The 15,392-nt window shown below is 36.0% G+C and carries 14 protein-coding genes; all 14 read right to left on the reverse strand.

Annotated elements, in window-relative coordinates:
• Positions 1 to 39: 39 nt before the first annotated feature.
• The 14 genes from ABVF21_RS06060 to ABVF21_RS06125 all read right to left on the reverse strand — a co-directional run bounded on the left by ABVF21_RS06060 (position 40) and on the right by ABVF21_RS06125 (position 15,341).
• Positions 40 to 1,155 carry an acyltransferase family protein gene (locus ABVF21_RS06060; protein WP_371017730.1) on the reverse strand — a complete coding sequence of 372 codons (1,116 nt, stop codon included), beginning with the start codon at positions 1,153 to 1,155 and terminating at the stop codon, positions 40 to 42.
• A gap of 26 nt (positions 1,156 to 1,181) precedes the next feature.
• Positions 1,182 to 1,856, reverse strand: coding sequence for a YdcF family protein (locus ABVF21_RS06065; protein WP_303535073.1), 675 nt, complete (start codon positions 1,854 to 1,856; stop codon positions 1,182 to 1,184).
• Positions 1,857 to 2,050: 194 nt separating this feature from the next.
• A complete protein-coding gene (locus tag ABVF21_RS06070; protein ID WP_371017731.1) occupies positions 2,051 to 3,280 on the reverse strand; it encodes a glycosyltransferase family 4 protein in 1,230 nt (409 codons plus the stop codon).
• A gap of 19 nt (positions 3,281 to 3,299) precedes the next feature.
• A complete protein-coding gene (locus ABVF21_RS06075; protein WP_371017732.1) occupies positions 3,300 to 5,132 on the reverse strand; it encodes a polysaccharide biosynthesis protein in 1,833 nt (610 codons plus the stop codon).
• Positions 5,133 to 5,205: 73 nt separating this feature from the next.
• On the reverse strand, positions 5,206 to 6,381 hold the full coding sequence (locus ABVF21_RS06080) for an aminotransferase class I/II-fold pyridoxal phosphate-dependent enzyme (protein ID WP_371017733.1): 1,176 nt from the start codon (positions 6,379 to 6,381) through the stop codon (positions 5,206 to 5,208).
• A 28-nt stretch (positions 6,382 to 6,409) separates the two neighbouring features.
• Entirely contained in the window at positions 6,410 to 7,498 is a 1,089-nt protein-coding gene (locus ABVF21_RS06085) for a peptidoglycan bridge formation glycyltransferase FemA/FemB family protein (protein ID WP_371017734.1), read from the reverse strand.
• Positions 7,473 to 8,264, reverse strand: a complete 792-nt coding sequence (locus ABVF21_RS06090) for a GNAT family N-acetyltransferase (protein WP_371017736.1) — start codon at positions 8,262 to 8,264, stop codon at positions 7,473 to 7,475. Before ABVF21_RS06090 ends, ABVF21_RS06085 begins: the two co-directional genes overlap by 26 nt.
• A 19-nt stretch (positions 8,265 to 8,283) precedes the next feature.
• Complete coding sequence (locus ABVF21_RS06095) at positions 8,284 to 8,886, reverse strand: sugar transferase (RefSeq protein ID WP_303535080.1); 603 nt, start codon at positions 8,884 to 8,886, stop codon at positions 8,284 to 8,286.
• A gap of 44 nt (positions 8,887 to 8,930) precedes the next feature.
• Positions 8,931 to 9,992 carry a glycosyltransferase family 4 protein gene (locus ABVF21_RS06100; protein WP_303535082.1) on the reverse strand — a complete coding sequence of 354 codons (1,062 nt, stop codon included), beginning with the start codon at positions 9,990 to 9,992 and terminating at the stop codon, positions 8,931 to 8,933.
• A 14-nt stretch (positions 9,993 to 10,006) separates the two neighbouring features.
• Complete coding sequence (locus tag ABVF21_RS06105; protein ID WP_303535083.1) at positions 10,007 to 11,251, reverse strand: O-antigen ligase family protein; 1,245 nt, start codon at positions 11,249 to 11,251, stop codon at positions 10,007 to 10,009.
• Positions 11,241 to 12,707 (reverse strand): oligosaccharide flippase family protein, encoded by a 1,467-nt coding sequence (locus ABVF21_RS06110; RefSeq protein WP_303535084.1) that lies wholly within the window; start codon positions 12,705 to 12,707, stop codon positions 11,241 to 11,243. Before ABVF21_RS06110 ends, ABVF21_RS06105 begins: the two co-directional genes overlap by 11 nt.
• A 22-nt stretch (positions 12,708 to 12,729) precedes the next feature.
• Positions 12,730 to 13,365, reverse strand: coding sequence for a CpsD/CapB family tyrosine-protein kinase (locus ABVF21_RS06115; RefSeq protein WP_303535086.1), 636 nt, complete (start codon positions 13,363 to 13,365; stop codon positions 12,730 to 12,732).
• Complete coding sequence (locus ABVF21_RS06120; RefSeq protein ID WP_303535088.1) at positions 13,358 to 14,101, reverse strand: YveK family protein; 744 nt, start codon at positions 14,099 to 14,101, stop codon at positions 13,358 to 13,360. The genes ABVF21_RS06115 and ABVF21_RS06120 overlap by 8 nt, the downstream gene beginning before the upstream one ends.
• Positions 14,102 to 14,345: 244 nt before the next feature.
• A complete protein-coding gene (locus ABVF21_RS06125; protein ID WP_303535089.1) occupies positions 14,346 to 15,341 on the reverse strand; it encodes a hypothetical protein in 996 nt (331 codons plus the stop codon).
• Positions 15,342 to 15,392 lie beyond the last annotated feature (51 nt).

Raw genomic sequence — 15,392 nt, forward strand, 5'->3', positions numbered from 1 at the left:
CCCCTTCTAACAACAAAAAACTCAAATTATCATCTCTCTTTATTTAGTAGCACTTTGCGGAACAGTTGGGAGTGGAGCAGTCGTTTTCTCTCGACTCTCATCCTTTCTACCCATACCAATCTTGCCACTAAAGTAATAGCCATATGGTACCTTATTTACAATATAAGTAGCTATTATAGAAAGCCCTACGCTTATAACTGAATAGATTACTGTCTCAATTAGAGGATGCAGTGAAACAGATAAAATACTTAGTGCAATATAAATAACTGCCATAAATAGTGGGTGGAACAAATAAATCCCAAAAGAATACTGGCTAATGACTACAAAAAAAGTTGAGATTCTTCGAGTTTTCATTCCAATATAGTAAATTAGAAAGATCATGCTCGTTGCAAAAAAAAGAATATCCATTTGCTTAGAAGATATTTTCGCAAAAATACCCTGGTTAAATAGAAATACAGACATTCCAGCGATAACAATTGGAGCTATAACTACTGCTTTTGAATGATCTTTTAATAGTTTCATAAATGCTGCATAATATCGCCCACAATAATAAGCAAGGGTAAAGTAGAATACCCATCCAACGAATGGAATCCAATAAAATTTATCCCACACGTATTGGCCAACTGGGGTTTGAACCGCTGGTACAAAGTTAAAGAATCCTAAATATACTGCGCTAATAAGAAAGGAAATTGGAAGTACAATCTTCGGATTCCATTTCTTTAAATAAGAATGAAAATAGTAATGTAGGATGTAGAATTGAAGAATGATAAGTATGAAATAACCATGAAAATCTCCTAATAACAAATGTTTCCACCAGTATTGTAAAAAGGCACTAGCAAAACCTATATCAGAACTAAGCGTAAGCTCTAACCCCTTAGACCCAGCATAAAAGGTGCCGAATAATAGATATGGAAGTAGAACATATTTCATTCTTTTCCCCCAGAAGTTCGAAGGAAGCTTATCAGGATAAGAACGTGCTAGAATAAACTCCGATATGAATACAAATGTTGGCGTACCAAAGGTAAGTAGCATATTTATGGAGTTTACAATCCCGTTCTCTTCTAAGAACGACCTAGCAAAGGCATGCAAGAATACGATGCTTAAGCACGCTATACTTCTGAGTAGAAATATTTCATCTATTACCTTTTTATTCACGTTCGTTCATCCTCCTATCTTTATTATCAAGAGAAGAAATAATTGTCAAAATCATATAGTTTCTTTTTAGCAAATGAGCCATGGATCCCTACTAAGTTACCGACCAATTTGATATATTCACTACCTGTCACACCAATACTATGTTTATCAGTCCACCAAAAACTTGATTGATATTTACTCTTACTTGCAACGAAAGTCAAATCTATCTCACTGTCTTTAAAAGCTCTCCCATAGTTTAATTTAGCTCTTCTTAAGTGATAGTCGGATGAAACAATAATAGCGGATTGCAACTGTTGCTCATCCATTAACTTTCTTGAGTAATATGCACTGTCTAACGTACTGAAGGAATCGTAATCTTTCCAAACCGAATCCGAAGGAAGGGAATCATCTATTAAATTATATTCCTGTTCGGAGAACCCATAGGCATTTGAAAGGACTAAAATGTCGGAATATCCTTCATCAATGAGCTGTAGTCCTGCCTCCGAACGACCATCCGCTCCACTTAATACAATAATAATATCCGCCTTTACTGGTTTTTGATTTACCGTTAGCCAATTCCCAGCATTCAGAAACATTGTTATCAGAACAGCTAAGGCCACAAATGTTATTCCTTTTATCCACTTATATGATCGTTTTGATATAGAAATAGGTTTATCCTTAGCGCTTTTTTTACTTTTTAAAAAGGCTTTTTGGCCATTCATCTCAATCACCTATTTTCATTTCATCCTTCATTATTCGTGCATTAAATGCTTCACGAAAATGTCTTTCAGATCAGCGATTGCAGACTGAGTAGATAAAGACTCGTTTTTTTGACTTTCAATGGATTGCACATATTGTCCAATTTCCTTAAAAAGCTCTAAGTATATCGAAGAGTCATTTTTTTCTCTAGTCCTATTCATATAGAAACACTTTCCACTACAGAATAAATTTCTTGATAACTTGTTCTACGATCAAACTTCTCTTCCGCTAGAAGTCTAGCATTGGCTCCAAAACTTCTTCTTAGGTCCACGTTATGATAAAGTGATAAAATCAGATCGGCGAGTGTGCTTGCATCGCCGGGAGCGTAATTATAACCAATCTTCTTACATGTAACGATATCAGAGAATTCTTTATTTAAACTACTGTTCAAAACCGGTAACCCAGCTGCTACGTAATCACCAATCTTGTTCGTGATACTCTGTTGTGCACCTTTGCTTATAGCGTTTGCAGCAATGTCTGATCGAACTAAAGTAGGAACCATGTGTTCATAAGATAAATAGCCCATGAATTCAACTGGTGCATCCAATTCTTTAGCTAATTGCTCAAATTTATCTTTAAACGGCCCATCACCCATAACCTTAAGAACAATTTGATTAAAACCTTTTTTCTTCAGCTGAGCAACTGCCCTTATAACAGTTGGAAGATCGTAGCTATAACTCAATGTTCCAACATAAGTAATCCAGAACTCCCCGGGCTTTTTGAACACTTCAAGTTTTGTACATGAATCAAAATGACTAAGGTCTGTCCCAATAAAAACTGGTACAAAATTCTTAGCATGATGGTTCACCTTTTCGACACGCTCAATATAGCTTTGCGAAACCCCCACAACTGAATCAGCTAACTGATAAATTCGGTTGGCATAAACGGTTAATGGATAGAGTAAGGTATCTGTGAGAGGATCCGGAAACTTCAACGTGTTTTTTATCGATTCCGGCCAAACATCCTGAATATCAATAATAAATGGAATCTTATTTCGTTTAGCGTACTTTCCTACTTCGTATGCTGCTCCCATCATGGGATAGGCACAGTAAATGACATCAGGCTTTTGTTCAAGAGTTTTCAAATAAGTTGTTAATTGTTTAGCAAAATGCCTATGACTCCATATACGATCAAAACCTACGTTTTTTGAATAACCTAATTCAGGGATAATAACTATTTTATAAGGAAGACTTTCTGATAGAACATTGATCTTTTGAGGATCTCTGAATTCTTTTTCTCCATGCTTAAAACTACTTGTTAACAGTGTGACATGATGGCCAATGTCACTCAGTTTCTTAGTAATGTAAGTAAACCGGTTAAAGCCTTTTTCGCCTGGTAGGTTGGTAAATGGCGCAACCAGCAAGACATTTTTCTTTTTAGAATTCATATGTCTTTCAATCCCTTCCTCAGATGATAGCTATCTCAGAATTCACTTCTTCCGCTACAGGTGCATTGTTAGCGATCGACAACAACGTTTCCCGTATAACATCTTTATCTCCTGTTCTGCACGAGCGAACCATGTTCATCACTTCTTCAACATCTATCTCAACAGACTTGCCAATGTAGATTTTAGGATAAATTTGTTTCTCTCTGACTTCATAATCATTTAATAACTCTTCATACAATTTCTCTCCTGGCCTCATTCCAGTGAATTCAATTCCGATATCATCTTCTGTAAGTCCAGAAAGTCGAAGTAAATTTTTAGCAAGGTCGACAATCTTTACTGGTTCTCCCATATCGAGAACAAAAACTTCCCCACCTTGAGCTAGCGAACCAGCCTGCAAAACGAGTTTTGACGCTTCAGGTATTGTCATGAAAAACCTTTCCATAGCAGGATGCGTAATTGTAATCGGACCACCTGTTCGAATTTGCTCCTTAAATAGTGGAATGACGCTCCCCCTGCTCCCTAACACATTTCCAAAACGAACCGCCACAAACCTCGTATTACTTTTCTTATCAAGATTTTGAACAATCATTTCTGCGATGCGCTTACTAGCCCCCATAACACTCGTTGGATTGACTGCTTTGTCACTAGAAATCATTACAAACGTTTCCACACCACCAGCATCTGCTGCTTCAGCAACATTTCTTGTTCCGTATATATTATTATTAATTGCTTCTTCTGGATTGCGCTCCATTAAAGGAACATGTTTATGAGCTGCTGCATGGAAAACGGCTTTTGGACGGTAATACTCCATTATCTTAAATATTTTATCCCTATCTTTAATATCAGCGATTTCTGTTGTAAATTCTATCTCGTGCCCATAACTTGAACGTAGCTCCATTTCGATTGAATAAATGCTATTTTCTCCGTGACCTAGTAACACAATTTGTGAAGGTTGATATTGTGAAAGTTGTCTACAGATCTCAGAACCAATCGAACCCCCTGCACCAGTAACAATAATGACTTCATCTTTCACAAAGTTCTCAATTGAATCCGTATCCAACTCAATCGCAGGTCTTCCTAAAAGATCACGTATTTGGACGTTTCTAATCTCATTTACAGAAACCTTTCCTGTCACAAGGTCTTCAAACATCGGAATCATCTGAGTAGTGGCGTTAGTACTAACACATTCCATATAAATTTTGTTCAGTTCTTTCTTTTTCAAGGATGGAATCGCAATCACGATCGTATCAATTCCAAGTTTACGGACATTTTCTTCAAGAGAGTCAATCCCTCCAACTACAGGGAGACACATGATATCTAAATTTTGCTTTCGCTTATCATCATCAATAAATGCTACAGGTTCAAGACCACTATCCTTGTTATACTTTAATTGTCTTGCTACGAGAGTACCTGCCGACCCAGCCCCTACGATAAGTGTTGGCTTGAGCTGTGGTTTGTTCCCTAGCATCCCGTTATCTTTGAAGTACCTCCATGAGAATCGTGACCCACTTATTAAGAAGATTTGAATCATCCATGTAGAAGCTAACACTCGAAAGTAGATGTCATTCATAAAGACAAATTGACAGAATGCCGCTACTAGAATAGAGAAAGTAACTGCCTTGAAAATAATAATCAATTCACCTATACTCGCGTATTCCCATGCTCTTTTATACATTTTATAGAAATGAGCGAATACATGATGACTGATAATAAGTGTTGTCGCTATGATCAAGAGAGGAGTTGTAAATACCTCTGAGACAGGAAACAATGAAATGGTGCTAATATACACAGATGTAAATACAATAATGGAGTCTACTAAAAGTGCGTACCACAATTTATTTTGAATGTTCAATTCGATTCGCTCCTTTCATTTGGTATATCATTCTTTATTAAGAACGGAATGGTGCAACATTACTTAATACCAGTTATGCATGAAGAATAGAGGGTTGTGACTTCTTTAATAAAAGCATTTCAAGTGCTTCAATTACTCGCTTTTGCTCAAGATTTGTCATCCCCGTTCCTGAAGGAAGACAAAGCCCATTCTCATATAACTCCTCTGAAATACGTCTATCTTTAGTATGTGGATAGAATTTGTTAGATTTAAAAAGCGGCTGTAGGTGCAATGGTTTCCAAAGTGGTCTCGATTCGATGTTTTCTTTTTCGAGTTCTATTACGATTTCTTCTGGGGTGCAAGCGTATAGCTCAGAATCAAGTAGTAAAGTAGATAACCAGCGATTGTGCAAGGTTCCTTTAGCCTCTTCCATAAATGATAGTCCCTTCAATCCTCCCAGTTCCCTTTGATATCTATTAAAAATCGCTTTCTTCTGGTCCACTCGTTCATTAATCACTTCCATTTGCGCGATCCCGACTCCCGCAAGTATATTACTCATACGATAATTATAGCCTGTTTGACTATGCTCATAATGTAACGCTTTGTCCCTCGCTTGAGTTGCTAAGAACCTTGCTTGATCAAGTGCTTTTACATCATTGGAGACAAGCATACCTCCACCAGATGTTGTAATGATCTTATTTCCATTAAATGAATAAACACCAAACTTCCCCATACTTCCGCTTTTATGATGCTTATATAACGAACCAAGTGATTCAGCCGCATCTTCAATGACAGGCACTTTGTAATGATCACAGATTTCTAGAATTTCATCCATCTTCGCACTCTGACCATACAGATGAACAACAATGACAGCTTTCGGAAGTACTCCTTCAGCTTCTGCCTCTTTAAATGCAGTCAGTAAAGCATCTGGAGACATATTCCACGTCTCAGGTTCAGAGTCGATGAAGACTGGAACTCCGCTCTGATAGAGAATTGGGTTTGCACTCGCGATAAAGGTAAATGTCGAACAAAACACACGATCGTTCGCTTTAACATCTAGCAACCGTAAAGCCAGATGAATTGCAGCCGTGCCAGAACTTACGGCAACCGCTCCACTCATATTTGTATAGTCCATAACATCCTTTTCAAATCGATCAACATTAGGACCAAGCGGAGCAATCATATTTGTTTGAAATGCATCTGCAATGAACTCCTTTTCTCTTCCAGTCATATGTGGCGGTGATAAATAAATTCTCTTATTACGATTCATTTGCCCACCTCCTAATTAAGTTTCAATTTTACCCTTGAGAAGTAACGTGAAGTAAATCAGCATGCCGATAAACTGGAAAAAAACCTTGTACATCTCTAGGAACTGTAGAAGAAAGCTCTTGATAGATTTTTTGATTGTGTATTTGTTTCGCTACATAGAATGGAAGCGCACCTGTTTTATTAAAATGTTTTTTGAATTTATAAAGGCTATCGTCGTTGCCTGTGTACCCTCCACCCAGGTGCATCGATTCAAATCCTTGTTTCTTCGCCCACTGAATCGCATAATCAACAACATAATTATTAATAGCTAATGGCAAATATTCATGATCGGAACCTAGTAAGTGATAATGAATATGTTTGTTTCCATACATGAATATAACTGACATCACAACTTTTTCCTTATCGCAAACTACCTCGATTAACTCGATACGATCTTTTAGAAGTTCAAATGTATTATCAAAGTATGCTTCTGAAAAATGATAGTATTCTTTCGCACCAGTTCTTTCCATTGTTGCGTAATAGAGCTTAAGAAAATCACTTCTTTCTTGAGGATTGCGATGCTTGATCTGTAGATTATAACTCCTAGTCTTTCGAATACGGTTTCTATTTTTCGTATCATAATTCGCCCAAATTTCCTCATATTCTCTTGTTAAATCAACATAAATCGTATCTCTGATATAGGACTTTTCAATTTCTGGATAGCACTCTTGATTTTGATATAAGGGATGAAAACGAACAAATTCTGTAATAATATTTGAAGTTTTACAGTAATTCTTAAAGGAGATAGAAAATAAGCTTAATAATTCTTTAACTCTTTTTTTCTCTTTTACGTTAGTAATCGGCCCGCCATATCCGTAAGGCGTTGTAATATCGTAAAGTTCACCATAATCCTCAATGACCGTTTTTAAGTGAGGTAGAGTGTTTAGGTTTCTTAACAGAAAAGGATAAATCACAAAATTCTCTTTTTCTTCATAAATATAGAGTTGTGCCTTCCCTTCTCCGTTCCTCTCATGAATCTCACAATATTCAGGAGTAAAATAGATATCTCTATGCTCTAAACGATTGAGGTATTCATGCCATTTCTTTTTTTGATTAAGATCTAAGATTTTGATACCCATTTAATCCTCCCATTTGAATTGATAGATGTGTTGTCAATCTATTACTAATGCAAACCGTTTCGAAGTCATCCACAAATGGGTTTTGACTAATAAACAGAATTTCTCGTTGTCGATTATTTTCATATAGAGCGAGCAATAATTCTCTGTCCTTGAAAGCTTCTTCTTGATGAATACGATAATGGGTATTGGAAATTCGACCGATACGGTAGTCACCTGTACTTGTTTGAATGTGAAGCATTGAAAAACCATATTGGTTTTGATGATTTTCAGCTTCAGTCCAGTTTGAAATCTTTCCAATACACTCCTTGCGACTTCTTAACGGTTTTTTTTGTTTACCAACATTCCAATAGGCTGTTCCCACTTTTTCTAATCCCAATCTCTTATACCACAACATAGCGTTGTTATTATCTTCAAACACATCTAGAGAAAAGAACCTTGTTGAGTCGTTCAAAAACTCTGTGACCCCATATTGTAAAAGTTTAGCGCCTATCCCTAATCCTCTTTGAGCAAAACTGACATAAATATTATTTAAAAAGAGCGTGTCCTTTAATATTCTCCATTCTGCATACCCAATAAGATGTTTGTTCTGATAGGCTCCTACAAACACCACTTCTGATTGATGGAGTCTGCTGCTTATAAACCTGCCATATTTTTTTGAGCTATAAATGGTCAATGGGAATATTTCTTTTCGAATTCCAGACTGGAGAAGGGATCTAACAGCTTCCACATCTCTAGTATGTAGCGGTTTTATAATAACTCCACTCAACAAAATCCCCCCATTCTAATTAACACTTCAATTTCCGTTCTATATCAAAGTCCAACATGTGCTCTCCTGGATCTTCTACTACATCCTCACTTTTCAAAACCTTCAATATAGTTAAAGCAATAAGCTTCATATCAAGCCGGAAAGATGACTCCTCAACGTATTCAACATCTATGGCCAAACGCTGATCCCATGCGAGATGATTTCGACCAATCACTTGAGCAAGTCCAGTTATTCCCGGTCTAACTTGGTGCCTTCTCCTCTCCTCGTCAGTGTAATAAGGTAAATATCTTATTAATAGCGGTCTTGGCCCGACAAGGCTCATATCTCCTTTCAATACATTGAATAATTGAGGAATCTCATCGATACTCAACTTTCTTAAGAAACGCCCTATATCCGTAAGCCGTTCTGAATCTGGTAAAAGATTTCCTTCTTTGTCTCGCTGATCTGTCATCGTGCGAAATTTATAGATTGTAAATGGTTTTTCTTTATAGCCAATTCTTTTTTGTTTGAATAAAACTGGTGAACCTATTTTAAATTTTATGACTAGGAACGTCACTAGAATAACAACGGACAATAATAGAAGAATGCTAATACTAAAAAGGATATCAACGAATCGTTTCATTTTCCCTCTCCTATCTACTTGTATTCGTTCCTTATAAAGAACAATCACATATGACTTACCTGCATATATTCATTTAACGTACTTTCCACCATTTTTTCCATGGAAAATTCTATTTCAACTTTATTTCTCGCTTGCTGGACTAACTGGTGACTAAGATCATCATTTTCAATCAACTGATAAATAATGTCACAAAAAGATTTCACATAATATTTCTCCACTAGAAACCCCGTTTCATTATTTATAACAGCTTCTTTAATTCCACCCACGTTGATTGTTAATATAGGAGTACCGACTGCCATGGTTTCCAGCATCACCATCGGAAATACTTCTAGTTTAGATGTTAATAACATCAGGTCCATTTCCGCAATAAACTTCTCAGGTTCACGGGCATTTCCTACTAAAACCACTTTATTCGAAAGACCCATCGAATTTATTTTTTCGGTTATCGATTGGTATTCTGGACCATCTCCTGCAATATAAAAAGTTAGATTGCTCATATGGCGAAATTCATTTGCTATATCGATAAAAAAACTATGGTTTTTTTCCTCCGATAGTCTTGCTAATATACCAACTTTATAATGTTCTCCTTTTAACTTAGGTTGGAAGCGAAATTTCTTTAAATCGACTCCGTTATAAACAGTTTTCACTTTAGATTCATTGACTCCATTTTTAATGATATTCTCCTTTTCAAATTCACTAACAGCGATAATACGATCAACATATTTATTTAAAATCCAAGAGAACAAAGTTGGATACTTTTCTAGAGAAGTAACGTTATGTTTTGTATAAACCACTTTGATAGTTCTTTTCTTTATTGGATTCATTGTAATTGCGATGAGGTAAAGAACCATGCGTAAACTATTAGCATGAATTACATCAATTTTCTTTTTCACAATTAATTTTCGTATCATCATCATATTGCGAAGGTGCCTTTTACGGCTAATTGAATAGAATTTTTCCTTATGTTTAATCTGCGATTCCAGTTCCCCTGGACCTGCAACGGTGTAAAGTGTCAGTTTATCATTAGGAAGTTCATTTTCAAGTCGACAAAAATAATTTTCTGCTCCCCCGTGAATCAATTTATCAGTTAACATTAACACATTCACCTGCATTACCCCCTTCAATTTAAATGGAACGGATATACTTTATCCACCTTTAATTTAAACATAGAATCTTTATATTCTTCCTGTGAAAGATAAGCTGATAAGATAGCAAGATACAGAAAGAACATATCATTCAGTACAAGAGATAACGATACCATTTGAAGCAAAAAACCGATAAAAACTAGGAAAAGATAGGGCTTCGTACGATAAAGCTGCGATTGGAGCAGCTGAACGAAAACTAGTAAAATGAATAATAAGTAGAAAAACAAGCCGATGATTCCTGATTCAGAAAGTATTTCAAGAAAGGTATTATGAGCAACGTGATTATCACCGTAAATAAAGAGGTTATATTCAGAGAAATTAAAGGCGCCTATCCCCATCGTTATGTTTGAAGAGAAATATTCCCATGCACGCCCCCATAATTCAAAACGACCGCTGCCTCCGTCACTTGAAAAGTCCTCGACTCTTGATTCTAATAAACCCAATACGTCGAATTTTAATTGAGCAATAGCTATATATGCCATTAATCCTAGTGATAACAGTAAAGCACCTATCAGTTTAAATTGCTCAGCAGGCTTATTCATTAAGATATAGATACAAAATATGAGAATTAAGGCTAAAATACCGCCTCTCGAAAAGGTAAGTATTGTAGTAGCAAGACTTAAGAAAAAGCCGATCTTATTTTTGAGTGAATCCCGATGGCATAAAAAGTATGCGAAAAACAGTGTATTATAAAAAACAAAGAAATTAGGATCTTGTAGAAGTCCAATCAATCGAGGGTATCCACGATCAAGTAGTACACCCAAAGATATAATTCCATCCCCATTTAGCACAAAATTTTGTAGTTTTAAACCAATGATATATAAAACTAAACTGATTGTATTAAAGGCTATTCCAGCATAAGCAATGGCTGTCTCGATCACACTAGCTTTTGTCTGGTTAATAACATCTTTGATAATGAGGTAACAAATCATATAGAGCATGAGGCCAAAAACAGCGCGAGCACTAGAGATAGAATAGAGCGAAAATGCTCCAGAATACATATAAATGAAATAAAATAGAAAGAAAAATATTTCAAAAGTATGGAAACGCTGAAAACGGAACGTTATAAGGTGAAAGAATAAAAACAGAATACAGAAAATCATATAGGGTTTAATTGCAAATCCTACATAAATGTTATATTTGCCCATCGTAACCAGCAAAATTAAAAGAAATAAAGAGAAATTTCGTTGTGGAGCCGATTCAGATAAACTATAGCCCATCTTCCACCCTCCTAGACCTTTTCACTTTCCATTTCCCAGCAAGTTTTGTTCGTAATAGGAGGTTAAAAATAAATTGATTCAGCTGCTTATCAACGAAAAGAAATACACCGATAATAAGGTATTGAACACCTGCTGCTAAAAGCGGGATAGTATTGAATAAAAAGTCACTTATCATCAACCCACTTACAAGGATAATAATAAAGGGGAGAATGCTTTTACCTATATAGATACGATTAGGTGCTATCATCCAAAAACCAAAGAAGGCAAAGACTTCAATCATAATACAGGCATATGCTGCTCCATTTAATCCTATGCTTTGACTTAGTACCCAAAATAGTGCAGCTGCACAAACAACAACTACTGATTGGACAATCATACGTTGAGTTTGAAGAGCCCTGGTAGTCAAGCCATCTGCTAAGGCTATATTAATGCCTTGAAGAAACAATACCAAAGAAATCACCTTTAATAGACTAGCAGAACTAATCCATTCTTCTCCGAATAATAGAGCAATTATAGGTTCAGAAAAATAATAAAGCGGCACAGTCATTGCCATACCAATTAGCCCCATTGCTTTCATTTCAATCATATTTAATCGCTGATGATCCAGTATACTTCCTTGATTAAAGTAACGAAAAAGGACTGGATAATAAGCTCCTGCGACTATAAAGGGTAACTGTTGAAGGGCCTGTGGGATTCTATATGCTACTGCAAATAACCCAACTTCGCTAAGAGAAACTGTTCTCTCCAATAGAATAGGTCCTAACTGTGGAAGAATGACAAATAGCAATCCCGTTATGGTAAACGATAAAAGCTGATTAAATAAGCCACTATGGAAATTAGATCGCATTGGTACGGAGGTAAACTTTAGCATAAGAATTATTCCTACTAATCCAGCCACGACATATGAAAGGCCATAAGCACCGTAAACTATAAATGGATGCCAATCGAAGACCATACCTAGCGTAATAGAAAGAACAAGTAGCAGTGACGAAATCATGCGAATAATACCCGAGAATTGCATTTTTTCTATGAGTTGAAAATATGTGGATGCAATACTCTGCATGGAAACACCAATAACAAAAGGAAAAATAAGATAATAAGAAGTTTTCAAAAGCATAGCATTTTCTGAATGTAGTGTATTGAGGATGATAAACCCTAAAAGAAATGTTGCAATTAGTAGAAATAATCTTAATTTGATATATGATGACATAACAACTGGGATATTTGCATTTTCTTTTGATCCTTCACGTAATACAATTTGACTCAAGCCACTATCAGTGAAATAGGCCATAATCATCGCGAATGCTAGAGCCACACTGAACATCCCATAGTTAGAGGTTTTAAGATAAGATGCAAGAATGATAAGAGCACTAGCATTTAAGACACTTGCTAGAACGGTGCTGTATAAGAGGTGAAGAATGTTCATGGCTATAGAATTTCCAGTTGTTGTCTTCATTTTTGTTGCCACCTTGAGTAGATTAATTCGATTGGTAAATCACTCCTGCTACACTTCGTTCTACAGCTTTCAAATCGTTCTTCATTTGATGTAACCTGCTTATTTTATCCTTATGTTGCTTTACAACTACAATAATATCGTCACTATAGAAGGCCAGAAGCTGCGTTTCTGAATAAGTTAAGTATGATGGTGATTCAAAAATGACAACATCATGATTACTTTTCAAATAATCTATGGTTTTCTGAAGTCGCTCTGACTGCCAGCTTTCTAAAGAGTGAGAAGTCATCGTTCCAAATGGGAGAAAGGACAAGTTCGAATGACTGGTTGGAATGATATACCTTTGAATATTTCCTCTTTGGATAGCATTAATTAAACCGAGCCCAAGGGATTTATCAAACCACTTGTGAAGTACTGGCTCTTGAAAATTTGCATCTATCAAAATGGTCTTCTTTCCTTGTGTAGCAAATGACTGTGCCAATTCATAGGAGATTATAGAATGATCAAAACCTTTATCGGCAGTAGTGACAAGAATGCTTGTAGGGCTCTCTTGTTTCTTTTGAAGCTTGGCTCGAATAACCTTAATTTGATTTTTCCTCGACTGATCACGAGCACGTCTTTTTTTAACGATACCTAGAAGTTTGTCTTTTTCTTTAAGCACGAATCTCTCCTCCCTTCCTTTCAGCAAGGCTGACTTCAATCTTCCTTTTATTTTCTTTTATCATTTTTTTCTCCATCTTAGCCTTTACTGCATCCACTTCCCCCAGAACTCTTAGCCCTAAAAGAGATTCCACTTCATTAGAGTTGGCTATTGTATCATCAAAATGCTCTTTAATAAGTGCTAGACCGATTCCCATAAATAAACCAACGGTTAATCCAATAACCATATTTACAATTGGATTATCTATACGCTTTAATGTCGTTTCTCCTCCCTTATTGCTTAATAGCTCGATTTGATCAACCTTTAACAGATCTTCCATTTTTTCTACTGATGTTGAAGCAATAGCATGTGCTAACTCAGTTGTTTTCTCAGGATCACTATTTTGAGCTATAACATTCACTATTTGAGAGTTTCTACTATTCTGTACAGATACACTTTCTTCAATATCTTCATTTTCAAAACCATATTTTGATTTCACGGTATTAACAACAATTGGACTTTCAATGAAATCAATTGATGAAGCAAGAAGACGATCAATCTTTTGAGAGTTCACCAAAGCATCTTCGTCAGAAAATGTTCCGATCAAAATGTATTCTGTAGCCTGATATGTTGGTTTAATAACATATAAGGAAACGACGATTGAAACACCAAACACGACCAGAGTAGTTAAGATAATCGCTATAAGCCTTCTTTTCAGAACCTCAAGAAATTGTTTTAAGTCCATCCTTTGCTCCATAATATCCTCCTATCGAGTGTTATAAATGACAATTACGTTCTTTTTAGAGAACTACACACTTAGTATAATAGTCTTATAGTAGATTTAAAACTCCTGTTAAGACTTATATTCTGGCATTTACAGTACTGTGGAACTCTTTATCTCATTTTCCCTTAAATTTTCTTCGTTTTCCATAAAGAACAAAATTTATTTCTTGTTCATTATAGAAAACAAAAAATATAGTCAATTCTCATACCAAAGGTATTTACGGACCTCCATTATATATATTACTCCTCCCGTTATTGATCACTCTATCATCTAGTAGATTAAGGTTTACATTGTTACCATAGGATTGAGGTGTAAATTCAATTAGAGATTCTTGTAAAGCAAGGTGAGCATCCCATATCATTCCATTAATCTGATTTGATGATCCACTTAAAATAATAGCTTTTTCTGTGACTTTCGAAATTTGTATTTGTAACTCGCTGAACTGGTTTCCAGATGTTTCATTTGGAACAGATACCTCTCCAATCAACTCAATGCAACGCACACAATCATCAAGAGTGATATTGATAAAACGATTCCCATTAATCCATGTATATTGGTTATTTGCACCAGACTGACTAGCCTCCATCTTTATTCCTTGGTAGAATCCGATTATATTAACGTCGGAAACATTAACAAAGCTGATATAATCTCCCGGCTTACCGGCAAAGAAAAACATAGCCGTTCCCAGATGTGATCCACTTGAATTAAAGATTGTTACATTGTTTACTCTTGTTCGTTCAGTGGACCAATTCTGCTCTTGTCCATCAAGATAAATAACCTCCGAACGAAATTTAGGAGATGTCACTTCGATCGTTCCATTTGATAAGGAAGCGTTGCGTTTCAATTCAAAAGCTCGAAAATTTCCTTCAATGAATATACGGGTGTTTTGGTCCATTTTGAGTTCTACCTTCTCTTTAATAATCAAGCCTTGAGCCAGATAGTAGGTGTTGTTGCCAGTTAAACGCACCTTCCCTATACCAACTTCTGCACTGTAGTCGATGGCCCTTTGAATAGCCTCAGAGTCATCATTAGCATCCTCCCCGTTTGCACCAAATTGTTCTGCTGTCACAAACCCATCGGCTTGTAAGTCATCTGAGGGAACAGTTATAGGACTCGCTTGACTATTAACTTTGGACCACAATACAAAACTAAATATAATCATGAAGGTCATAGCAGTTAATAAGAAGATCCATACAGTTTTGTTTCTGTTCATGTTTATCTCCTTTCTGCGTTTTGCTTTGATGACAATACTTTTATAGCATTC

This window comes from Pseudalkalibacillus sp. JSM 102089 (assembly GCF_041366475.1).
GTDB classification, from domain to species: Bacteria; Bacillota; Bacilli; order Bacillales; family Guptibacillaceae; genus Guptibacillus; species Guptibacillus hwajinpoensis_B.

Coding starts and splice junctions, on each gene's coding strand:
- ABVF21_RS06085 (WP_371017734.1), bottom strand. CDS start 7,498: ATGGGTATCAAAATCTTAGATCTTAATCAAAAAAAGAAATGGCATGAA.
- ABVF21_RS06065 (WP_303535073.1), bottom strand. CDS start 1,856: ATGAATGGCCAAAAAGCCTTTTTAAAAAGTAAAAAAAGCGCTAAGGAT.
- ABVF21_RS06095 (WP_303535080.1), bottom strand. CDS start 8,886: ATGAAACGATTCGTTGATATCCTTTTTAGTATTAGCATTCTTCTATTA.
- ABVF21_RS06105 (WP_303535083.1), bottom strand. CDS start 11,251: ATGGGCTATAGTTTATCTGAATCGGCTCCACAACGAAATTTCTCTTTA.
- ABVF21_RS06125 (WP_303535089.1), bottom strand. CDS start 15,341: ATGAACAGAAACAAAACTGTATGGATCTTCTTATTAACTGCTATGACC.
- ABVF21_RS06080 (WP_371017733.1), bottom strand. CDS start 6,381: ATGAATCGTAATAAGAGAATTTATTTATCACCGCCACATATGACTGGA.
- ABVF21_RS06120 (WP_303535088.1), bottom strand. CDS start 14,101: ATGGAGCAAAGGATGGACTTAAAACAATTTCTTGAGGTTCTGAAAAGA.
- ABVF21_RS06070 (WP_371017731.1), bottom strand. CDS start 3,280: ATGAATTCTAAAAAGAAAAATGTCTTGCTGGTTGCGCCATTTACCAAC.
- ABVF21_RS06110 (WP_303535084.1), bottom strand. CDS start 12,707: ATGAAGACAACAACTGGAAATTCTATAGCCATGAACATTCTTCACCTC.